Source organism: Rouxiella sp. WC2420 (assembly GCF_041200025.1).
GTDB lineage: Bacteria > Pseudomonadota > Gammaproteobacteria > Enterobacterales > Enterobacteriaceae > Rouxiella.
The window spans coordinates 4,538,173-4,560,654 of sequence record NZ_CP165628.1 but is presented as its reverse complement, the minus strand read 5'-3'; the positions used below and the strand labels follow the sequence as shown (position 1 = coordinate 4,560,654).

Below are 22,482 nucleotides of genomic sequence, written 5' to 3'. Positions count from 1 at the left end.
TGCCTCCACTAACAAGCCTTGATAAATAAGCCGAGCGTTTCAAGTCATTGCCGCCCCGAGATTGAAGATTGGTAAATACATTGCGATTACCAGCCCGCCAACTATTACCCCCATAAACAGCATCATCAGCGGCTCGATCTTTTGCGCCATGTTATCGGCCAATTCATTGGCCTGCTCAGCGTGCCAATGAGCCAGTTTCTCGAGCAAAGTATCCAATGCTCCAGACTCTTCGCCAATCCGCACCAGTTGGCGACAAAGCGCCGGGAACAGCACGGACTCATGCAGTGCCTTGTTCAAGGCTATTCCCTGAGATAAACGCTGTGTCAGTTGCCCGACTGCGCGCCGATAATGAAGATTACTGATTGTTATTTCAGCCGCCTCAAGCCCGGCGCTGAGGGTCATCCCAGCGTGTTGGGTTAGAACCAGAGTTTGAAACAGTTGACACAAGCAACCATCGGCTATCAGTTTTCTCACCAGTGGCAGTCGTAGCAACCAGGCTTGCTCTCGCCAGCGCCATTTTTCTTGCGGGTGCAGATACCGTATATACAATCCAATACCTAAGGCAAAAAATAGCGAGACGGCAGGCCCAAAGCGCACAATGGCCCCGGAAGTGGAAATCAGCATCTGTGTAAACCACGGTAGCTGAGCATCAAAGGAATCATAAATTTTGGCAAACTCCGGTAAGACCAGTGTCAGCATCAACAAGGTAATCGCCAAGGCGACCACCATGACAATTAGCGGATAACGCAGCGCCTTTTTTACTCTCTTTTGCAGCTGCATTACCTGTTCCTGCTAGGTTGCCAGCTGTGCACAGCAGCTATCCAACTGGCCAGTCAATTCCCCTATTGAGATAATTTGCGCATAAATAGGGGGAAAAACCTGCGGATATTCCTTCATTACACTCGACAGCGGCTGCCCTTCATTGACCTTCTTTACCAGGTCAGCAAGCACACAGCGCCATCCTGCCAGTGGATGGTCGCTGGCGAGCAGCTCAAGACTCAGCGTCAGAGGCAGGCCAGTTTGTAGCAGCGTGGCTAACTGACGGACAAAGGCAATACGCTCCTTGTTTTTCCAGTATCCTTTGCCCATCTTAAGTGATTTTTTAAGGACAATCGGTTGGAGTCCTTTTTGAAGCAACTGACCGAACACCTCCTGTGAACGTGGTAACAGACTCTCTCCGCAGAGCAGCTTTCCTGAGTCATCTACTGCCTGCCAGATATAAAGATAAAGATCACTCTGACTCACTCGAATTTTCCTCGCCGATTACTCGGTACAGTTCACTCAGCGAGGTAATGCCTTTCTTAACCAGCGTCATCCCTGAGGCATAGAGTGTTTGTTGGCTTTGTGAGGAGGCAATTTCTCTCAGCGCCTGTGAATCTGCGCCATTGACCAATGCCTGTTGCAGCGATGGGCTGTTTTCAAGCATTTCATAAATCCCCACTCTGCCGTAATAACCCGAGAAACAGTGCTCACAGCCTACCGCCTGCCAGATTTCCATGGCGTTAGCCTGACCACCAGATTCCGATTTTAACATTGTTTGATGAGGAGATTTACAGTGCGGGCATAACTTACGGACCAGTCGCTGGGCAATCACCAAACGTAAAGCCGAAGCAATCTGATAGCCTTCGATACCCATCTGCGCCAGCCTGACCAGGGTTTCGGAAGTCGAGTTAGTGTGCAAAGTCGACAGCACCAGATGCCCGGTCTGAGAAGCTTTGACCGCAATTTCTGCTGTCTCGGCATCGCGTATCTCGCCGATCATGATGACGTCGGGATCTTGGCGCAGTAGCGAGCGCAGCACGCTGGCAAAACTCAACGACGTCTTGCTATTAATCTGCGTCTGGTTGATACCATGTACCGGTATTTCTACCGGATCCTCAACGCTGCAAATATTTCGGCTGACCTTGTTGAGATGGCGTAAACCGGTATATAGCGTGACAGTTTTTCCGCTGCCGGTCGGGCCGGTCACTAAAACCAGGCCCTGAGGTTTACTCAACGCGGAGAGATACTGTTGTTGCTCTATGGCTGAGAGCCCGAGCTGCTCCATCGACAATTCCTGCTGGGTGCGATCCAGAATCCGCAGCACGATTTTTTCCCCACACAATACGGGTAATGACGCGATGCGCATAGAATACCGCTGCTTGTCACAGGCCACTGCTATTTGCCCATCCTGCGGTAAACGGTGCTCGGCGACGTTCAACTGCCCCATAATTTTAAGTCGAGCAAGCACGCTGGCGATGAGAGAATAATCGGGAGCGGGAACCTCTTGTAAAACGCCATCGATACGTAACCGCACACGTAGCTGATTTTCAAACGGTTCAAAGTGAACATCCGAGGCTCGCCGCTGAATTGCCTGTTTCAACGTCTGGTTAAGAAACTGCACCACTGGTACTTTACTTTCCTCATCAAGATTATGGTCCTCGTTATGCCGGGCTGAGTGCTGTTGATCGCCTGAATCATATTCAGCCCGGTTCAGCGCGCGTTCGATTTGAGTTTGCGGCCAATATTCCAGCCTGACCTTTAAGGCGCAGATAAAGCGTAGTGCACTCAGGAGGGCGGCAGTGTCGGTACTTTGCTGGTGGCAGGCGACGCGCAAATCGTCCTGCTCCATACCAATTAATACCGCACCATAATGTTGGCATTGCTGCTCCAGTTGCTCCTTTATCGAGTCAAGCCGGGCATCCATTAGCGTGTTCCAGTGTCATTGAAATGGAAAATCTGTTCGCATGATTTTACCAACCCATCATTTCCCGTATTCAGACATTGGCGGCTCCAGTCAATACTGCCATCAGCGGAGTTAATCACTGGAGTCATGACTACGCTGAGCCCGCTCAAAGCCTGCTTTCCGATGAGCGTAATAACACCGGCTTCAACCTTCACCTCGCTGACATAGCGAGACTGCTTACTTTCGGGGATGTTGGAGACACCATTTTTACAGGCAACCAGTTCGCCTAAATCTATGCTGCATAGTTCGCTGGCCGTTTTATAAGGCACCATAGTTTGCAGCATGTCGGTAAGTGCCGCTTTTTGGGTGTAAGACTGATAAGCGGGAATGCCGATACCGCTGAGAATGCCAATAATCCCAATCACTACCATCAGCTCGATCAGCGAAAAACCCTGCTGATAGTTTTGATGTTTTGAGGCGGTTCGTGAGCGAGTAACAGCCGAGTGAGCCGGCAATAAGATGGGGGATATCATTTTGAGTTGCATAAGGTTTTCCTTTTCCTGGAAATCATTGAGGCTGAATGAGGGCTCAACTTAGCGACTTCGGTGTGCAGCGGCTAGCGGAGAAAAAGCGTCTTGCGAGACGTCGCGGAAAAAGAAAATGTAATGATGAAACGGAGAAATAAATCAGGAATGAAGCTCGCAAATTCCCCTCGCGGTTTCAAAAAAAACCGAAGAGGGGATTCTCTAAATCTCATTCAGGGATTAGTTTAAACGGCAGGAGAATTTGCTTGAGGTTTAGCGGAAACGCATCGACAGGTCCATAGCTCGTACGTGCTTGGTCAATGCGCCCACCGAGATGAAATCGACGCCGGTTTCGGCAAACTGACGCAGGGTAATATCGGTTACATTGCCTGAAATCTCAAGCAGCGCACGCCCTGCGGTCAGGGCAACACTTTCACGCATCGTCTCTAAGGTGAAGTTGTCGAGCATAATGATATCCGCGCCAGCCTCCAGCGCAGCTTTAAGCTCGTTGATGCTTTCAACTTCGACTTCAACCGGCACGTTGGCGTGAATTTGCTGAGCGCGGGACACCGCGTCCTTAATGGAACCACAGGCAATAATATGGTTTTCTTTAATCAGGAAGGCATCGGCCAGCCCCAGACGATGGTTACTACCACCGCCGCACAGTACCGCGTATTTTAGTGCCGTGCGCAGTCCCGGTAGGGTTTTACGAGTATCAAGCAGGCGAGTTTTAGTACCTTCAAGCAGTTTTACATAGCGATTCACCGAGCTGGCAACGCCTGAAAGGGTTTGCACAAAGTTCAGCGCTGTTCTTTCACCGGTGAGCAGTAAACGAGCCGGACCGGCGAGATTAAACAAAGGCTGGTTTTCTACCAGTGCATCACCATCCTTTACTAACCAGGTAATCTGTACATCGCCGCGACCAAGCTGGGCAAAGACTTCATCAACCCAGCCTTTGCCGCAGAAAACTCCGGCTTCACGGGTGATAACCGTGGCCTGCGCCAGAGTATCGGCAGACAGTAGCTGCGCTGTCAAATCGCGATTGGCATCGACTTCACCGCCGAGATCTTCTTCGAGCGCTTGCTTGACAATCAGGGGGATATCATTGTGAATACGGTCGAGCAACGCGGCGCGGCGACTTTCCATGCTGTAGCTGCGAGTTGGCATACAAAACTCCGAAATGGCAAAGGATGGTGAATTAAAACATGCTACCCTTTTAGCCTTCATACTTGAAGCTGCAGATGCGTTGGCCGCTTACCCGTCATACTTGAAAAGGAGCGACAATGGAGTTAAGCCAAGGCTGGATCACCGAAGCGCGGCAGGTTATTTCTCCGCATTGCGATCTTCGCCCAGAAGATGAAATTCCTTCACTGTTGATTATCCATAATATAAGCCTACCGCCTGGCAAGTTTGGCGGGCCTTACATCGATCAGCTGTTTACCGGTGCGCTCGATCCCAGTGAAGACCCCTTTTTCGAGCAAATTTACCAGCTACGCGTTGCGGCCCATTGTTTAATCCGCCGCGACGGTGAAGTGGTGCAATACGTGCCTTTTGACAAACGTGCCTGGCATGCAGGAGTCTCTAACTGGCAGGGCAGGGAGCGTTGTAATGACTTCTCTATCGGCATCGAACTTGAAGGAACCGACTTTGAGCCATTTACTGACGCTCAATATCAGAGTTTACTTCAAGTTACTGATTTGATACTAAGACACTATCCTATCGATTTGCAGCACATTACAGGACATAGTGATATTGCGCCGGGCAGGAAAACTGACCCAGGCCCGCACTTTGACTGGCAGCGCTATCTTGAAGCAATGAAATAGCACACGCTGAGTAACACACCAAAAGAGAGCCATCGTCCATGACGTTAATTACTTTGTTGCTGGTTTTAGCCTGGGAACGCTTATTTAAACTAGGCGAGCATTGGCAGCTCGATCATCGTTTCGAGGTGATTTATCGCCGCGGTCGCGCGGCTTCGCTGACTAAAACTCTGGCGATTATTGTCATTTGGATGGCGGTGGTGTGGGGTATTCTGCGGCTGGTACATGGCTTTTTCTTTGGTGTTCCATCGCTGGTGTTATGGGTGTTGATTTGCCTGCTGTGCATCGGTGCGGGTCTTAAGCGCAAGCACTATCGCGCCTATCTGAAATCTGCTCGTCAGGGCGATTCCAACGCCTGTTCCGAGATGGCAGAAGAGCTGGCGCTTATTCACGGTTTACCTGGGGATTGTGCCGAGGGCCTGCGTTTACGCGAACTGCAAAACGCCCTAATCTGGATTAACTTTCGCTATTATCTCGCGCCGCTATTCTGGTTTGTAGTCTGCGGGCCTTACGGTCCGGTTGCGTTGGCAGGCTATGCCGCACTGCGCGGTTACCAGTCATGGCTTGCCCGCAACTCTACGCCGTTGAAGCGCAGCCAATCTGGCGTCGATAATCTGCTGCATGTGCTTGACTGGATCCCGGTTCGTCTTGCGGGCGTTGCTTATGCTTTGATTGGTCACGGAGAAAAGGCCTTACCGGCCTGGTTTGCTTCACTGGGCGATGTACATACTCGACAGTATGAAGTGCTTACTCGATTAGCTCAGTTTTCACTGGCGCGCGATCCGCACCTTGATGCGGTACAAACCCCGCGCTCAGCGGTTGCTATGGCGCGAAAAGTCACCATTATCATTCTTATCGTGGTGGCATTGCTGACGATTTACGGCACACTGGTTTAATCAAACTAATGATTATCTGCCGGAGGAATACCGAACACTGGCATGCCGTCATCGTCCCAGTCTATGGTCTTTAATCGCGTATGGCGGTTGGGATCGTAAAGCGGATCACCTTGAATCTCGGTGTAATTTCTTGCGTGATAAACCAGCACGTCCTCGCCTTTTTCATTCTGGGTAAAACTGTTGTGTCCCGGTCCAAACTGACGATTATCTGCCTCAGTCTTGAATACCGGCGTCGGCGATTTATGCCATTGGCCCGGATCGGTGATATCGCTTTCGAGATCGGCCCATAGCAGGCCAATGCAGTAATTTTCGTCAGTGGCACTGGCGGAATAAGTGATGAAAATTTTGTCGTAGCCCTCAATCACCGCAGGCCCTTCATTCACTTTAAAACCAATGGTTTCCCACGGTAGTTCCGGCTTGCTAAGCATTACCGGCGCGGATTTTAGCGTCCACGGGTTGCTCATCTCAGCCAGATACAAGTTTGAATTACCCTCAATAGCTGGATCTTTTTGCGCCCAAAGATAGTAGCTTTTGCCCGCATGACTGAAATGGGTCGCATCCAGCGAGAAGCTATCAATCGGCGTGGCAACTCGGCCTTTCTCCTGCCATTTTCCACTCAGCGGATCGGCATCGGAGCATTCAAGCACGAACATTCGATGTTGAAACAATCCTTTGACGATTTTGTCTGAAGGCGCTGCGGCAAAATAAATGTACCAGTTGCCATTGATATAATGCAGCTCTGGCGCCCAAATCAGTGCGCTCATTGGGCCGCCACTGTGCTTGCGCCAGACTATGCGCGGTCGGGCTTCGGCCAGACCTTCAAGAGTGGCTGAACGGCGAATTTCGAGCCGGTCATACTCTGGTACCGAGGCGATAAAATAGTAATGGCCGTCGGTATGACGCCAGATGTGCGGATCGGCGCGCTGGGTGATAAACGGATTCGAATAAACACTTTTACTCATGCTTGGGTTCCTTGCTTGCAAAGGCCGATAAATCGGCTGCCCCCTGTTTAGCTTCAGGATAGGTGTTTAGATCATGAAAATTGTGGCGGCGTTTCTCCAAATCGGCCTGAATAGTTTTCATTAATTCACGGTCAACTTTCAATAGCCTGACCACGCCGGCGGTAATCAGATAACCAACCCCCGGAATCACGGTGAACAACAGCACGATACCGTTAAGCGCTGATGCAGTCTGTGATGTGGCACCCCCTTGATAGCCATAAAGCGAGAGTAAAAATCCAACCATAGCGCCAGCTACTGCCAGTCCGCACTTCAGAAAGAATAAATTGCCGGAAAAACTGATGCCGGTGCTTCGTTTACCGGTTTTCCACTCGCCGTAATCGTCAACGTCTGCCATCAACGACCAGTGCAGTGGGGAGGGTATCTGATGCAGGATATTCAGCACAAAATATGCCACCAGAATCAATGTCGTCAGATGTGGATTCAGGAAGTAGAAGCCACATGAAAAAAGCGTGAGGATGATATTGGTCCAGAAGAAGACTTTTAGCTTGCAGAAGCGATCGGTGAGAGGCTTGGCCAGCGCACTGCCGACCATCATGCCGACGACGCCAAGGCTGATAAACAGGCTGGCGAACGACGTCGATTTCGCCATCACCCAGGTGACGTAATACATAGTGGCGGCCATGCGAATAAAGCCGGGGCAGACGTTGCAGAAAGTCAGCAGCAGAATGCGCACCCACTGGTCGTTCTTCCATACATCTTTGAGGTCACTTTTCAGTGCGCGTTTAGTGGGGGCTGCAGGGTGAATTCGCTCTCTGACCGAGCTAAAGCAAAACAAAAACATGACCAGCGCAATCAGCGCCATCACCCCAATCGACATCTGATAACCGCGAGCCTTGTCCGCGCCACCGAACCACTGCGCCATTGGCAGCAGGGAAGAGGACAGAATCAGCGTGGCAATGCCGACCATAAAGAAACGATAAGACTGACAGGAAACTCGCTCTTTTGGATCGGCGGTTATCACACCGCCCAGCGAACAGTAAGGAATGTTGATAGCGGTGTAGGTCAGCGACATCAGGAAATAGGTCACAAACGCATAGATCACCTTGCTGGAGTAACTCCAGTCTGGCGTTGAAAACATTAAAACGCTAAACAGGGCGAATGGCAGCGAAACCCACAGTAAATAAGGACGGAATCGCCCCCAGCGAGTGGTGGTCCGGTCTGCAATCGCGCCCATAATCGGATCGCTGACTGCATCGACGACTCTCACCGATAATAACATCACGCCAACCAAGGCAGGAGCCAGCCCGAAAACGTCGGTATAAAAGTAGCTCAGAAACAGGGTGATGGTGCCCCAAATCATGTTGCAGCCCGCATCTCCCATGCCATAGGCCACTTTCTCTTTAAATGACAGCGCGCCTTGTCTCATTGATTCTCTCCAAAGGGGCAAATAACTTGTGTATGAAGTATTAACCTCGCTTATGGTTTCGAGTCAGGAGATAAAGGTCATAGAGATGGACGAATTGGTCACGAAAATGAAATTGTGAGCTTGGCAACAGTTCGGATGGCTTTGCACAAGCATAAAAAAACCCGGCAGAAGCGCCGGGTTTGTCATTGATAAGCGGGTTATTTACCGAGATTAACCACTGCAGAGTTTTTGCCTTTCAGCTTGTAGCTGATACCGAGCAAAATCAGCCACACCGGGATTAGAATCACCGAAATGCGAATACCTGGCGTGAGGTACATAATCACCAGAATACCTGCCAGGAACAGCAGGCAAATGTAATTACCCAGTGGATAAAGCAGCGCTTTAAACTTGGTATTTACGCCAGCACGCGCCTTGGCCTGACGAAACTTGAGGTGCGCCAGGCTTATCATCGCCCAGTTGATCACCAGAGCAGAAACTACCAGCGACATCAGGATTTCAAACGCTTCGCCTGGCATCACGTAGTTAATCACAACGCATAATGCGGTAGCCAGCGCCGAGACACCGATGGCCACATAAGGCACGCCACGACGGTCAACTTTCAGCAGCGACTTTGGACCGTTGCCTTGCTTGGCGAGGCCAAACAGCATGCGGCTGTTGCTGTAAACACAGCTGTTGTAAACCGACAGTGCCGCAACCAGTACCACAACGTTAAGCAGGGTTGCGACCAGCTTGCTGTCCAAGGCGTTAAAGATCAGTACAAACGGGCTACCGCCTTCGATGACTTTGCCCCAGGGATAGAGCGAAAGCAGGATAGCCAGCGAGCCAATATAAAAAATCAGAATACGATAGATAACCTGATTGGTGGCTTTGGGAATGCTTTTTTCCGGGTCATCGGCTTCGGCAGCAGTAATGCCGACCAGCTCGAGTCCGCCGAACGAGAACATGATCACCGCCATCGCCATCACTAACCCTTTAACGCCATTAGGAAAGAATCCTCCCTGCGCCCAGAGATTGGTCACTGTAGCTTCAGGACCGCCGTGACCGCTGGCCAGCAGCCAGGCACCGAAGACGATCATGCCGACAATCGCGACCACTTTTACCAGCGAAAGCCAGAACTCCATCTCGCCGTAAACTTTAACGTTGGTCAGGTTAATGGCGTTAATCAGCACAAAGAACACCAGAGCAGAGACCCAGGTCGGGATCTCGGGCCACCAGTATTGTACGTAGATGCCAACCGCGGTCAGCTCTGCCATTGCGACTAATACGTATAATACCCAGTAGTTCCAGCCTGAGGCGAAACCAGCAAAATTACCCCAGTATTTGTAGGCAAAATGACTAAAGGAACCTGCAACAGGTTCTTCTACTACCATTTCACCTAACTGACGCATGATTAGAAATGCGATCAAACCGCCAATGGCATAGCCAAGAAGTACAGAAGGCCCAGCCATTTTAATCGTTTGGGCTATCCCCAGAAAAAGCCCGGTGCCAATTGCGCCACCTAAAGCAATCAACTGAATGTGGCGATTTTTCAGCCCGCGCTTCAGTTCATCACCGTGTTGCCTGTCTTCCATTTCCCGATCCTCTGTCGTAAGGGAAAATCTAAAAATCAGCTTAAAACGTATGCTGTAAGCCGAAGATTACATGCTTTGTATCTAATTATTTACGGCTGTAATGTGACTTAAAATCAGCATTAACTACCGTTCGGCCAAGAATAGTGTTAAGCGAAAAAGTTTGCACCTGGTTTATTGAATAAGCGCATAAGAAACGCGCATGTTGATCAAAAAACTGACTAAAAAGGTCGAAATGTGATCCAGAGCACATTAAAAAATGAAATGCTAAATTTTTGTTAAAATGTGCGGGATAAGCGGTTTTAAGGAAGGCCCGATATGGACACCGAGTGAATACTTTGTTACTTTACGGCCACGTTTTTTAAATTGGTATTACCAATTTACTCCGAGCTCTTCACGAGACCTAAAAGGCAGATAAACGTTCCCATGGCCTACAGTAAAATTAGACAGCCGAAGTTATCTGACGCAATTGAGAAACAGCTCGAATCTCTGATCCTGGAAGGGACGCTACGGCCTGGTGAAAAACTTTTGCCTGAACGTGAACTGGCAAAACAGTTTGATGTTTCAAGGCCTTCTCTGAGGGAAGCTATCCAGCGGCTTGAAGCCAAAGGGCTTCTGCTTCGTCGCCAGGGCGGTGGTACTTTCGTACAAAGCAACCTCTGGCAAAGCTTTAGTGATCCTCTTACAGAATTACTTTCTGACCATCCTGAATCACAGTTTGACCTCCTTGAAACCCGACACGCGCTTGAAGGTATTGCTGCATATTATGCCGCACTTCGTGGAACGGAAGAGGACCTGCAGCGCATTCGTGACTGTCACGTTGTGATTCAGACAGCGCAGGACAGCGGCGATCTCGACGCCGAAGCCGACGCGGTTATGCAGTACCAAGTGGCTGTAACAGAAGCCACGCATAATATGGTGCTGCTGCATCTGGTCCGCTGTATGGGACCAATGCTGGAAAAAAACGTCCGCCAAAATTTTGAATTGCTTTACTCGCGTCGCGAAATGCTGCCGCTGGTGAGCAACCACCGCGCCGGGATTTTTGCGGCGATTGTGGCACGCGAGCCGGAAAAGGCGCGCGAAGCTTCACACCGCCACTTGGCGTTTATTGAGGAAGTTTTGCTGGATATGAGCAGGGAGCACAGCCGTCGTGATCGTTCACTACGCCGACTCCAGCAACGCAATGAAGAAAATTAAACTCTGGGTAATCCTGGCTGTCTGCATACCCATGGCCCGTTTTTTAGGGTTTTTTGAGAATAATTTTGGAAGCTTGATGCTCTTTCAGGAGAGCAGAAACTAAACTGATGGGCCTGTCTTCGTGCATTTTTACGTCAAGAATGCAGGAAGACAGGCTCCAGATAAACCTACGTATTAGAGACAGATAAGGAAAAGCACCATGTCAGAACGTGTAAATAATGACGTGGATCCGATCGAAACTCGCGACTGGCTACAAGCGATCGAATCGGTCATCCGTGAAGAAGGTGTTGAGCGCGCACAGTTCCTGATCGATCAGGTCCTGAGCGAAGCACGTAAAGGCGGCGTGAGCATTGCAGCTGGTGCTGCAAGCCGTAACTATATCAATACCATCGCTGTTGAAGACGAACCTGAATATCCGGGTAACCTGGAGCTGGAACGCAACATTCGTACGGCAATCCGCTGGAACGCGATCATGACCGTTCTGCGTGCCTCTAAAAAAGACCTGGATTTGGGTGGCCACATGTCATCATTCCAGTCTTCTGCCGCTATTTACGAAGTGTGCTTCAACCACTTTTTCCGTGCACGCAACGAGCAGGACGGCGGCGATCTGGTTTACTTCCAGGGCCACATTTCTCCGGGCGTGTACGCGCGTGCTTTCCTTGAAGGCCGCCTGACTGAAGACCAGATGAACAATTTCCGTCAGGAAGTTCACGGTAAAGGTCTTTCTTCATATCCACACCCTAAACTGATGCCTGAATTCTGGCAGTTCCCGACTGTATCAATGGGTCTGGGTCCAATCGGCGCTATTTATCAGGCCAAGTTCCTGAAATATCTTGATCACCGCGGTCTGAAAGACACTACCAGCCAGCGCGTTTACGCGTTCCTGGGCGACGGTGAGATGGATGAGCCAGAATCTAAAGGTGCGATCACCATCGCGACCCGTGAGAAGCTGGACAACCTGTGCTTCATCATCAACTGTAACCTGCAGCGCCTTGATGGCCCGGTTACCGGTAATGGTAAAATCATCAACGAACTGGAAGGCATCTTTGCAGGCGCCGGCTGGAACGTAATCAAGGTGATTTGGGGCAACCGCTGGGATGAATTGCTGCGTAAAGACACCAGCGGCAAGCTTATCCAGCTGATGAACGAAACGGTTGACGGTGACTACCAGACCTTCAAATCGCGCGACGGTAAATATGTTCGCGAGCACTTCTTCGGCAAGTATCCAGAAACTGCGGAATTGGTCAAAGACATGACCGATGAGCAGATCTGGGCTCTGAACCGCGGGGGGCACGATCCTAAGAAAGTCTTTGCTGCACTGAACAAAGCGCAGAATACCAAAGGCCAGCCAACAGTAATTCTTGCTCACACCATCAAAGGTTACGGCATGGGTGAAACTGCTGAAGGCAAGAACATTGCCCACCAGGTCAAGAAAATGAACATGGATGGCGTGCGCTATATCCGTGATCGTTTCAGCGTGCCGGTTAGCGATGAAAACATTGAGAAACTACCTTACATCACTCTGGAAAAAGACTCTGCAGAGTACAAATACCTGCACGAACGTCGCCAGGCGCTGAAAGGCTATCTGCCAACTCGTCTGCCAAACTTCACCCAGAAGCTGGAAATGCCGAAACTGGAAGACTTCTCTCAGCTGCTTGAAGAGCAGAAGAAAGAAATTTCGACCACTATCGCTTTCGTCCGTGCTCTGAACGTGATGTTGAAAAACGAATCTATCAAAGATCGTCTGGTACCGATCATCGCCGATGAAGCGCGTACTTTCGGTATGGAAGGTCTGTTCCGTCAGATTGGTATTTACAGCCCGAATGGTCAGCAATATACCCCGCAGGACCGTGAGCAGGTTGCTTACTATAAAGAAGACGAGAAAGGTCAGATTCTGCAGGAAGGTATCAACGAACTGGGTGCCGCCTCTTCCTGGCTGGCAGCGGCGACGTCGTACAGCACCAACGACCTGCCTATGATCCCGTTCTATATCTACTATTCTATGTTCGGTTTCCAGCGTATCGGTGACTTGTGCTGGGCAGCGGGCGACCAACAGGCGCGCGGTTTCCTGGTCGGTGGGACTTCAGGTCGTACAACTCTGAACGGTGAAGGTCTGCAGCATGAAGATGGTCACAGCCACATTCAGTCGCTGACTATTCCTAACTGTATTTCTTACGATCCGGCGTATGCCTACGAAGTGGCGGTCATCATGCATGATGGCCTGGTTCGTATGTATGGCGAAGCTCAAGAAAACATTTATTACTACATTACTACGCTGAACGAAAACTACCACATGCCAGCCATGCCAGAAGGCGCGGAAGAGGGCATTCGTAAAGGTATCTATAAATTAGAAACCATCGAAGGTAGCAAAGGTAAAGTGCAGTTGATGAGCTCGGGCTCCATTCTGCGTCACGTGCGTGATGCTGCTCAGATTCTGGCCAAAGACTACGGCGTTGGCTCTGATGTTTACAGCGTGACCTCGTTCACCGAGCTGGCACGTGACGGCCAGGATTGCGAACGTTGGAACATGCTGCATCCGGCTGAAGAACCACGCGTTCCTTACGTGGCTCAGGTTATGAATGATGCGCCGGTTGTTGCATCGACTGACTACATGAAGCTGTTCGCCGAGCAGATCCGTAACTTCGTTCCTGCCAGCGATTTCCGCGTTCTTGGCACCGACGGCTTTGGTCGTTCTGACAGCCGCGAAAACCTGCGTCACCACTTCGAGATCGATGCATCTTACGTGGTCGTTGCAGCACTGGGTGAATTGGCCAAGCGTGGCGAGATCGATGTGAAGGTTGTGGCTGAAGCCATCACCAAGTTTGGCATCGATGCTGACAAAGTTAACCCGCGTCTGGCGTAAGAGGTAAAGACAGATGGCTATTGAAATTAATGTACCGGACATTGGTGCCGATGCAGTAGAAGTCACCGAAGTGCTGGTGAAGGTGGGCGATAAAGTTGAGGCCGAGCAGTCACTGATTGTTGTTGAAGGTGACAAGGCGTCAATGGAAGTTCCTTCTCCACAGGCTGGCGTGGTTAAAGAAATTAAAGTTGCGGTCGGCGATACCGTCGAGACCGGCAAGCTGATCTTCGTGTTTGATTCTGCGGACGGCGCTGCGGCACCGGCTAAAGCAGAAGAAAAACCAGCTGCCAAAGAAGAAGTAAAAGAAGAAAAACCTGCCGCCGCGGCTTCAAGCGAAAGCAAAGAAGTTAACGTGCCAGACATTGGCGGCGACGAAGTAGAAGTCACCGAGATCCTGGTTAAAGTTGGCGACAAGGTTGAAGCCGAGCAGTCACTGATCAACGTTGAAGGCGATAAAGCCTCAATGGAAGTTCCGGCTCCGTTCGCAGGTACAGTGAAAGAAATCAAAGTTGCTGTTGGCGATAAAGTCAGCACCGGCTCGTTGATTTTCGTGTTCGACGTCGCGGGTTCAGGCTCTGCTGCTCCGACAGCCAAAGAAGAAACCGTAGCGGAAGAGAAACCTGCAGCGGCTCCTGCGGCCTCTGGCAGCAAGGAAGTTAACGTGCCTGATATCGGCGGCGACGAAGTTGAAGTCACCGAAATCATGGTTAAAGTAGGCGATAAAGTTGCCGCTGAACAGTCGCTGATAACCGTTGAGGGCGATAAAGCCTCGATGGAAGTGCCTGCTCCGTTTGCCGGAACCGTTAAAGAAATCAAAATCGCTGCGGGCGATAAAGTCAGCACCGGCTCGCTGATCTTCGTGTTTGAAGTTGAAGGCGCGGCGCCTGCTGCGGCTCCGGCCAGGAAAGAAGAAGCGGCTGCTCCTGCCAAACAGGAACAGAAAGCGGCGGCTCCGGCTCCAGCTGCTGCGGCCACCGAGAGCAAAGGTGAGTTCTCCGAGAACGATGCCTATGTTCACGCGACCCCGGTTATCCGTCGTCTGGCACGCGAATTTGGCGTTAACCTGTCGAAAGTGAAAGGCACCGGTCGTAAAGGCCGCATCTTGCGCGAAGACGTTCAGGCTTACGTGAAAGATGCTGTTAAACGCGCTGAGGCTGCACCTGCTGCCGCAGCGGCTGCGGGCGGTAGTCTTCCAGGCATGCTGCCATGGCCGAAAGTGGACTTCAGCAAGTTTGGTGAAATCGAAGAAGTTGAGCTGGGCCGTATCCAGAAAATATCTGGTGCCAACCTGAGCCGTAACTGGGTCATGATCCCGCACGTTACGCAGTTCGACGAAGCGGATATCACCGAAGTTGAAGAGTTCCGCAAACAGCAGAACGTTGAAGCCGAGAAGAAGAAACTCGACGTGAAAATCACGCCGCTGGTCTTCATCATGAAAGCCGTAGCCAAAGCGCTGGAAGAATTCCCACGCTTTAACAGCTCGCTTTCTGCCGATGCGCAGACGCTGACGCTGAAAAAATATATTAACATCGGTGTGGCGGTTGATACGCCAAACGGTCTGGTGGTTCCTGTGTTCCGTGACGTCAACAAGAAAGGCATTGTTGAGTTGTCCCGCGAGCTGTCAGTAATCTCCAAGAAAGCCCGTGATGGCAAACTGACTGCTTCAGATATGCAGGGCGGCTGTTTCACTATTTCCAGCCTCGGTGGTATCGGCGGCACAGCGTTTACGCCTATCGTCAATGCGCCGGACGTGGCGATTCTGGGCGTTTCCAAATCGTCTATCAAGCCGGTATGGAATGGCAAAGAGTTCGAACCACGTCTGATGTTGCCACTGTCTCTGTCCTTCGATCACCGTGTTATTGACGGTGCTGCCGGAGCACGATTCGCGGCGTACATTGGCACAATAATGTCAGATATTCGTCGTCTGGTAATGTAATTGTTATAAGGCCGGCCAGTTGCCGGCCTTGTTTTTGATACGGATCTTGTTGTTCCGAATGGATAACAAGGTTGTTGAGACTCAGGTCACCCGAACTTTGTTTGCAGAATTTTAACAATTCTGTAAACTTCTCGCGGTGTATGCGTCCCGGTGGATGAAGGGCGTTGCGTACTGCATTCATAGTTTATGAGTGCGCTTCAAAAGACGTCTGACCCGCCGGACAAACAATTAAGAGGTCATGATGAGTACAGAAATTAAAACTCAGGTCGTGGTACTTGGGGCTGGTCCTGCAGGCTATTCTGCCGCTTTCCGTTGCGCTGATTTAGGTCTTGAAACTATTCTGGTTGAGCGTTACTCCACTCTCGGTGGTGTTTGCCTTAACGTTGGTTGTATCCCCTCCAAAGCTCTGCTGCACGTTGCAAAAGTGATTTCCGAAGCTAAATCTTTGGAAGCACACGGCATTGTTTTCGGTCAGCCACAAACTGACATCGATAAAGTCCGCCTGTGGAAAGAGAAAGTCATCGGCCAATTGACCGGTGGTCTGGCTGGAATGGCAAAAGGCCGCAAAGTTAAAGTTGTAAACGGCCTGGGCAAATTTACCGGTGCAAACACCCTGGTTGTTGAAGGTGAGAACGGTCCAACGACCATCACTTTCGATAACGCGATCATCGCTGCGGGCTCACGTCCAATCACTCTGCCATTTATCCCTCATGATGACTCACGCGTTTGGGATTCAACCGATGCGCTGGAGCTGAAAACCATTCCTGAGCGTCTTCTGGTCATGGGCGGCGGTATTATCGGTCTGGAAATGGCAACCGTGTATCACGCGCTGGGTTCAAAAATCGACGTGGTCGAAATGTTTGACCAAGTGATCCCGGCTGCCGATAAAGACGTGGTTAAAGTCTTTACCAAAAAAATCAGCAAGCAGTTTAACCTGATGCTGGAAACCAAAGTAACTAACGTCGAAGCGAAAGAAGACGGTATTTACGTAACGATGGAAGGCAAGAAAGCTCCGGCAGAACCGCAGCGTTACGACGCCGTGCTGGTAGCAATCGGCCGTGTTCCTAATGGTAAGTCGCTGGAAGCTGGCGCAGCTGGCGTTGAAGTTGACGATCGTGGTTTCATCCACGTCGACAAACAAATGCGCACCAACATTCCTCACATCTACGCTATCGGCGATATCGTGGGTCAGCCAATGCTGGCGCATAAAGGTGTGCATGAAGGTCACGTGGCTGCTGAAGTTATCTCAGGCAAAAAACACTACTTCGATCCAAAGGTTATTCCTTCAATCGCCTACACTGAGCCAGAAGTTGCCTGGGTGGGTCTGACCGAGAAAGAAGCCAAAGAGAAAGGCATCAGCTACGAAACCGCCACCTTCCCTTGGGCCGCTTCCGGTCGTGCGATTGCTTCCGATTGCGCAGACGGTATCACCAAGCTTATTTTCGACAAAGAATCCAACCGTATCATCGGTGGTGCTATTGTTGGGACTAACGGCGGCGAGCTGCTGGGTGAAATTGGCCTGGCTATCGAGATGGGTTGTGATGCCGAAGATCTGGCACTGACCATCCACGCACACCCAACGCTGCACGAATCTGTCGGTCTGGCTGCCGAGCTATACGAAGGTAGCATCACTGACCTGCCAAACCCAAAAGCCAAGAAAAAGTAACTTCTGCTTAAAGGTTCAAACGGCTCCTGAGAAGGGGCCGTTTTTATTTATATGCCTGATATAAAAGGCCGCTCCGAGAAGCGGCCAGTAACTTACTTGTTCTGGTTGATAACATTAATGTTCAGATAAATATGGGATATTGACCATCCGCCATTTATCAAACTCAATGTACTCCCCAGTACAACAATAAGGATATAAACAGAAATCCTTTTCATTGCGCGATCCTTTGCAGAACCACGACCACGTCAACTTCATCGGAAAAATATCGGTGAAACAAGTGCTCTGTGGCACTTGAATCGTAGTGTTGATGAGCTGCCTCCTGGCCCGATGACCGGTCGCTAAACCGGCGAAGCAGTCCAGCTTGGATAGTACCGTGACACTGGTTTTTTACACAGCATTTCTGAGTTGTTTTTTTGAGCTATGTGAGGCATACTTCATTTGCTCTGTGGCACTTGTATTAGTAGCTTACTGATATTAAGTATTTCATTCAGCTGCGCTAACAGTTGTCTGGAAGCAAAAAAACCGTCCTTGTGACGGTTTTTTTGTACCTGAATTTTGTGGTTATAGCGCTTTGTTGTTTGGATGCGCGAACAGGTCTTTCATGTCATCTGACATCGCAAAATCCATGTTCAGGTTTTTAGGCGGCACGGGTTGCAGGAACCAGCGGGTGTACCATTTTGCTGCTTCGCCGGAGGTTTGCGCGCTGGTAATGGTGTCATCGACCAATTTCTCAAACTGCGGATCGTTTTTACGCAGCATACACCCATAAGCCTCACGCGATTGCGGCGTGCCAATGATTTCCCAGTCTGATGGTTTACGCGCTTTGGCACGGTCACCGGCCAGCAGAGCATCATCCATCATATAAGCAGAAGCGCGGCCGGTTTCCAGAGTATGGAATGCCGAAGCGCCTCCTTCTTGCGCACTGATGATGCGCATCTGCATCTTTTTATCGCTATTCATTTTGTTCAACAGGATTTCCGAGGTGGTGCCGCCGGTCGTTGAAACAGCCTTGCCGTTTAAGTCAGAGAAATCTTTGATTCCTGAACCTTTCTTAACCAGCAGTTTGGTGCCGACGATGAAAATGCTGTCTGAGAAAGTGACCTGCTGCTGACGCTCAGGGTTATTAGTCGTTGAACCACACTCAAAATCATAGACATTGTTTTGCAGCAACGGGATGCGGTTAGGCGAGGTAATAGAGATAAACTTCACCGTAATATTATCTTTATTCAGGCGTTTTTTGATTGCATCGACAATTGCATTGGAATATTCCTGCGAATAGCCGAGGATCTTGTTATCGTCACCCTTGTAAGAGAAAGGCACGTTGGATTCGCGATAACCCACGGTCACCAGATTTTGATCGTCAATCTTCTTCAAAGTCCCGGTCAAGGTTTCTGCCTGAGCGTATCCACAGAGTAGGGCGGAGCAGAGAATAACTTTTTGTATGTTCTTGCGTGACATCTTCTTTCCTTGCTGATTAAGAGATAAAAACGGCATGACTTTCAGCGTCTCATCATGCAAGGCTCAGGCCAAAACAAATACAGCAGTCGATCACACTGTGCCCAACGATTCAGCAAATATTTTATGTTGCTTTTTTGTGAACGAATTAACAAGCGAGTCAAACCCTGCTATGCTGCCACAGCGCAACCGGGGACTGTCGTCGCTAAGCGTTCAGGATGTTTCGCTTACGCCTCACACAAGACAACCCCGCCGTGATCCGGCTATCGACCACATTTAACCCCATTTTCAGGGCGCTTTGACCCTCCGGGGTTTTGGCTGATTGATGTCGGAACCCAGGCTCAGCCTGGATATAATAAATGACAATGAGAGCGAGGAGAGAGTCGTGCTAGAAGAATACCGTAAGCACGTAGCCGAGCGTGCTGCACAGGGCATTGTCCCTAAGCCGCTCGATGCTTCACAAATGGCCGCACTGGTTGAATCCCTGAAGAACCCGTCTGAAGGTGAAGAAGAAACTCTGCTGGACCTGCTGATTAACCGCGTACCGCCGGGCGTTGACGAAGCCGCTTATGTCAAAGCCGGATTCCTGGCAGCCGTTGCCAAGGGTGAAACGACATCTCCGCTGGTGACTTCCGAAAAAGCGATTGAACTGTTGGGCACCATGCAAGGTGGCTACAACATTCATCCATTGATTGAAGCGCTGGAAAACGAAAAGCTGGCTCCGATCGCTGCTAAAGCGCTGTCGCACACTCTGCTGATGTTCGACAACTTCTATGATGTCGAAGAGAAAGCCAAAGCGGGCAACAGCCACGCTATCAAAATTCTGCAGTCGTGGGCCGATGCCGAGTGGTATCTCGCACGTCCTAAACCGGCTGAAAAAATTACCGTCACCGTGTTCAAAGTGACCGGCGAAACCAATACCGACGATCTGTCACCCGCACCTGATGCCTGGTCGCGCCCGGATATTCCGCTGCACGCTCTGGCAATGCTGAAAATCGAACGTGAAGGCATCATTCCTGACCAGCCTGGCACTATCGGTCCAATCAAACAGATTGATGAGCTGAATAAGAAAGGCTTCCCGCTGGCTTACGTCGGCGACGTGGTTGGTACCGGTTCTTCGCGTAAATCCGCGACTAACTCAGTGTTGTGGTACATGGGAGACGACATTCCCTACGTGCCTAACAAACGTGGTGGTGGTGTCGTTCTTGGCAGCAAAATTGCGCCAATTTTCTTCAACACCATGGAAGATGCCGGGGCTTTGCCGATCGAAGTTGACGTGTCTAACCTGAACATGGGCGATGTGATCGACATCTATCCGTACAAGGGTGAAGTTCGCAACCACGAAACTGACGAAGTGATTGCTACTTTCGAACTGAAAACCGATGTTCTGCTCGACGAAGTTCGCGCTGGTGGACGTATTCCGTTGATCATTGGCCGTGGTTTGACCACCAAGGCGCGCGAATCACTGAAGCTGCCTATCAGCGAAGTGTTCAAAGTTGCCAAGCCGGTAGCTCTCAGCTCCAAAGGCTTCTCTCTGGCGCAGAAAATGGTCGGTCGCGCCTGTGGCGTTGAAGGTATTCGTCCTAACGAATACTGCGAGCCGAAAATGACTTCTGTAGGTTCTCAGGACACCACCGGTCCAATGACCCGTGATGAGCTGAAAGACCTCGCCTGTCTGGGCTTCTCTGCCGATCTGGTGATGCAGTCATTCTGTCATACCGCCGCTTATCCTAAGCCGGTTGACGTGACCACGCACCACACGCTGCCAGACTTCATCATGAACCGCGGCGGTGTTTCACTGCGTCCGGGCGATGGCATCATTCACTCCTGGCTGAACCGTATGCTGCTGCCGGATACCGTCGGCACTGGCGGTGACTCGCACACTCGTTTCCCAATCGGCATTTCATTCCCGGCAGGTTCTGGACTGGTGGCGTTTGCGGCCGCCACCGGCGTAATGCCGCTGGATATGCCAGAGTCTGTTCTGGTGCGCTTCAAGGGTAAAATGCAACCGGGGATCACCTTGCGTGACCTGGTTCATGCCATCCCTTATTACGCGATTCAGGAAGGCCATCTGACCGTTGAGAAAAAAGGTAAGAAAAACCTTTTCTCAGGTCGCATCCTGGAAATTGAAGGTTTGCCAGAGCTGAAAGTCGAGCAGGCATTCGAGCTGGCCGACGCCTCGGCGGAACGTTCTGCTGCAGGCTGTACCATCAAACTTGATCAGGCACCGATTAAAGAGTATCTGAGCTCTAACATCGTGTTGCTGAAGTGGATGATCTCCGAAGGTTACGGCGACCGTCGTACCATCGAGCGCCGTATCACCGGCATGGAAGAGTGGCTTGCCAACCCGACTCTGCTCGAAGCCGACGCCGATGCGGAATATGCCGCGGTGATCGAAATCGATCTGAACGAGATCAAAGAGCCGATTCTTTGTGCGCCAAACGATCCGGACGATGCCCGTCTGCTGTCAAGTGTTGCCAACAGCAAAATCGACGAAGTGTTTATCGGTTCGTGCATGACTAACATCGGTCACTTCCGCGCTGCCGGTAAGTTGCTCGACAGCCACAAAGGCGCGTTGCCAACCCGCTTGTGGGTTGCGCCACCGACCAAAATGGATGCCGCACAGCTGACCGAAGAAGGTTATTACAGCGTATTCGGCAAGAGCGGTGCTCGCGTCGAGATCCCTGGCTGCTCATTGTGCATGGGTAACCAGGCGCGCGTAGCCGACGGCTCCACCGTGGTTTCCACCTCGACCCGTAACTTCCCGAACCGCCTTGGTAACGGAGCAAACGTTTATCTGGCTTCTGCCGAACTGGCTGCAATCGCCTCCTTGCTGGGACGTTTGCCAACGCCGGAAGAGTATCTGGGTTACATGGCAGAGGTTGATAAGACGGCGGTAGACACCTATCGTTATCTGAACTTCGATAAGCTGAGCGAATATACCGATAAAGCTGACAGCGTGATCTTCCAAACCGCGCTTTAAGTCGCTATATTGCGCCACAGAACATAAGGAGGCTTCGGCCTCCTTTTTTATTGGGTTGTTCTCAAGAATTTTCTGTTTCTATAATTGAATTAGTCTTAAAGCCAATCGGGAGATAAGACCATGGATTATGATTTCCTGCGTGATATCACCGGGCAAGTAAAGGCCCGTTTTTCGATGGGTCATGAAGTGATCGGCCACTGGCTGAATGAAGAAATTAATGGCGATTTAAGCCTGCTCGACAAGATAGAAGCCGCCGCTGCGGAATTGAAAGGCAGTGAACGAACCTGGCAAATGGAAGGCCATGAATATACGCTGTGGCTGGATGGTGAAGAGGTCATGGTCAGGGCGAACCAGCTGGATTTAGAAAGCGATGGCATGGAAGAAGGCATGAATTATTACGATGAAGAAAGCCTGTCTTTCTGCGGCATCGAAGACTTTCTGCTGGTGCTGGAAAAGTATCGCGCATTTATCGTGACCTATCGCTAAACGGTATATGCACCAGTCAAAAAAGGCCGCAGCAT

General features: G+C 50.7%; 15 protein-coding genes and 1 pseudogene. 8 read left to right on the top strand and 8 right to left on the bottom strand.

What is annotated here, in order from left to right:
- Nucleotides 1-39 precede the first annotated feature (39 nt).
- The 4 genes and pseudogenes from hofC to nadC form a co-directional block, all read right to left on the bottom strand.
- A pseudogene (gene hofC / locus AB3G37_RS21045) lies at nt 40-1,245 on the bottom strand (protein transport protein HofC).
- Nucleotides 1,232-2,686: a type II secretion system protein GspE gene (gene gspE / locus AB3G37_RS21040; protein ID WP_009634676.1), complete on the bottom strand. Its 1,455-nt coding sequence runs from the start codon at nt 2,684-2,686 to the stop codon at nt 1,232-1,234. The pseudogene hofC and the gene gspE overlap by 14 nt, the downstream one beginning before the upstream one ends.
- Nucleotides 2,686-3,210 (bottom strand): prepilin peptidase-dependent pilin, encoded by a 525-nt coding sequence (gene ppdD, locus AB3G37_RS21035; protein WP_369788998.1) that lies wholly within the window; start codon nt 3,208-3,210, stop codon nt 2,686-2,688. Before ppdD ends, gspE begins: the two co-directional genes overlap by 1 nt.
- Nucleotides 3,211-3,462: 252 nt before the next feature.
- The gene (gene nadC, locus AB3G37_RS21030) at nt 3,463-4,356 is read right to left on the bottom strand and encodes a carboxylating nicotinate-nucleotide diphosphorylase (protein WP_369788997.1); all 894 of its coding nucleotides are present in this window, start codon (nt 4,354-4,356) and stop codon (nt 3,463-3,465) included.
- Nucleotides 4,357-4,472: 116 nt separating this feature from the next.
- Here nadC and ampD point away from each other — a divergent pair, with 116 nt between their 5' ends.
- Nucleotides 4,473-5,012, top strand: coding sequence for a 1,6-anhydro-N-acetylmuramyl-L-alanine amidase AmpD (gene ampD, locus AB3G37_RS21025; RefSeq protein WP_369788996.1), 540 nt, complete (start codon nt 4,473-4,475; stop codon nt 5,010-5,012).
- A gap of 38 nt (nt 5,013-5,050) precedes the next feature.
- A complete protein-coding gene (gene ampE / locus AB3G37_RS21020) occupies nt 5,051-5,905 on the top strand; it encodes a beta-lactamase regulator AmpE (protein WP_369788995.1) in 855 nt (284 codons plus the stop codon).
- A gap of 5 nt (nt 5,906-5,910) precedes the next feature.
- Here the strand turns inward: ampE and AB3G37_RS21015 are convergent, their stop codons facing one another.
- The 3 genes from AB3G37_RS21015 to AB3G37_RS21005 all read right to left on the bottom strand — a co-directional run bounded on the left by AB3G37_RS21015 (nt 5,911) and on the right by AB3G37_RS21005 (nt 9,864).
- Nucleotides 5,911-6,867: a family 43 glycosylhydrolase gene (locus tag AB3G37_RS21015; protein WP_369788994.1), complete on the bottom strand. Its 957-nt coding sequence runs from the start codon at nt 6,865-6,867 to the stop codon at nt 5,911-5,913.
- A complete protein-coding gene (locus AB3G37_RS21010; RefSeq protein WP_369788993.1) occupies nt 6,860-8,293 on the bottom strand; it encodes a glycoside-pentoside-hexuronide (GPH):cation symporter in 1,434 nt (477 codons plus the stop codon). Before AB3G37_RS21010 ends, AB3G37_RS21015 begins: the two co-directional genes overlap by 8 nt.
- 197 nt (nt 8,294-8,490) lie before the next feature.
- Entirely contained in the window at nt 8,491-9,864 is a 1,374-nt protein-coding gene (locus AB3G37_RS21005) for an amino acid permease (protein WP_369788992.1), read from the bottom strand.
- Nucleotides 9,865-10,287: 423 nt separating this feature from the next.
- Between AB3G37_RS21005 and pdhR the strand changes: the two genes are divergently transcribed.
- The 4 genes from pdhR (at nt 10,288) to lpdA (ending at nt 17,523) form a co-directional block, all read left to right on the top strand.
- The gene (pdhR, locus tag AB3G37_RS21000; RefSeq protein ID WP_009634668.1) at nt 10,288-11,058 is read left to right on the top strand and encodes a pyruvate dehydrogenase complex transcriptional repressor PdhR; all 771 of its coding nucleotides are present in this window, start codon (nt 10,288-10,290) and stop codon (nt 11,056-11,058) included.
- Between the two features lie 199 nt (nt 11,059-11,257).
- A complete protein-coding gene (aceE, locus tag AB3G37_RS20995) occupies nt 11,258-13,921 on the top strand; it encodes a pyruvate dehydrogenase (acetyl-transferring), homodimeric type (protein WP_369788991.1) in 2,664 nt (887 codons plus the stop codon).
- 13 nt (nt 13,922-13,934) lie between these two features.
- On the top strand, nt 13,935-15,857 hold the full coding sequence (gene aceF, locus AB3G37_RS20990) for a pyruvate dehydrogenase complex dihydrolipoyllysine-residue acetyltransferase (RefSeq protein ID WP_369788990.1): 1,923 nt from the start codon (nt 13,935-13,937) through the stop codon (nt 15,855-15,857).
- 241 nt (nt 15,858-16,098) lie between these two features.
- Nucleotides 16,099-17,523: a dihydrolipoyl dehydrogenase gene (gene lpdA / locus AB3G37_RS20985; protein ID WP_009634665.1), complete on the top strand. Its 1,425-nt coding sequence runs from the start codon at nt 16,099-16,101 to the stop codon at nt 17,521-17,523.
- A gap of 561 nt (nt 17,524-18,084) precedes the next feature.
- On the opposite strand, the gene AB3G37_RS20980 is transcribed toward lpdA, so the two are convergent.
- A complete protein-coding gene (locus AB3G37_RS20980) occupies nt 18,085-18,981 on the bottom strand; it encodes a glutamate/aspartate ABC transporter substrate-binding protein (RefSeq protein ID WP_369788989.1) in 897 nt (298 codons plus the stop codon).
- A gap of 382 nt (nt 18,982-19,363) precedes the next feature.
- Here AB3G37_RS20980 and acnB point away from each other — a divergent pair, with 382 nt between their 5' ends.
- Both acnB and yacL read left to right on the top strand, forming a co-directional pair.
- Nucleotides 19,364-21,961: a bifunctional aconitate hydratase 2/2-methylisocitrate dehydratase gene (gene acnB / locus AB3G37_RS20975; protein ID WP_369788988.1), complete on the top strand. Its 2,598-nt coding sequence runs from the start codon at nt 19,364-19,366 to the stop codon at nt 21,959-21,961.
- A 120-nt stretch (nt 21,962-22,081) separates the two neighbouring features.
- The gene (yacL, locus tag AB3G37_RS20970) at nt 22,082-22,447 is read left to right on the top strand and encodes a protein YacL (RefSeq protein WP_009634662.1); all 366 of its coding nucleotides are present in this window, start codon (nt 22,082-22,084) and stop codon (nt 22,445-22,447) included.
- Nucleotides 22,448-22,482 lie beyond the last annotated feature (35 nt).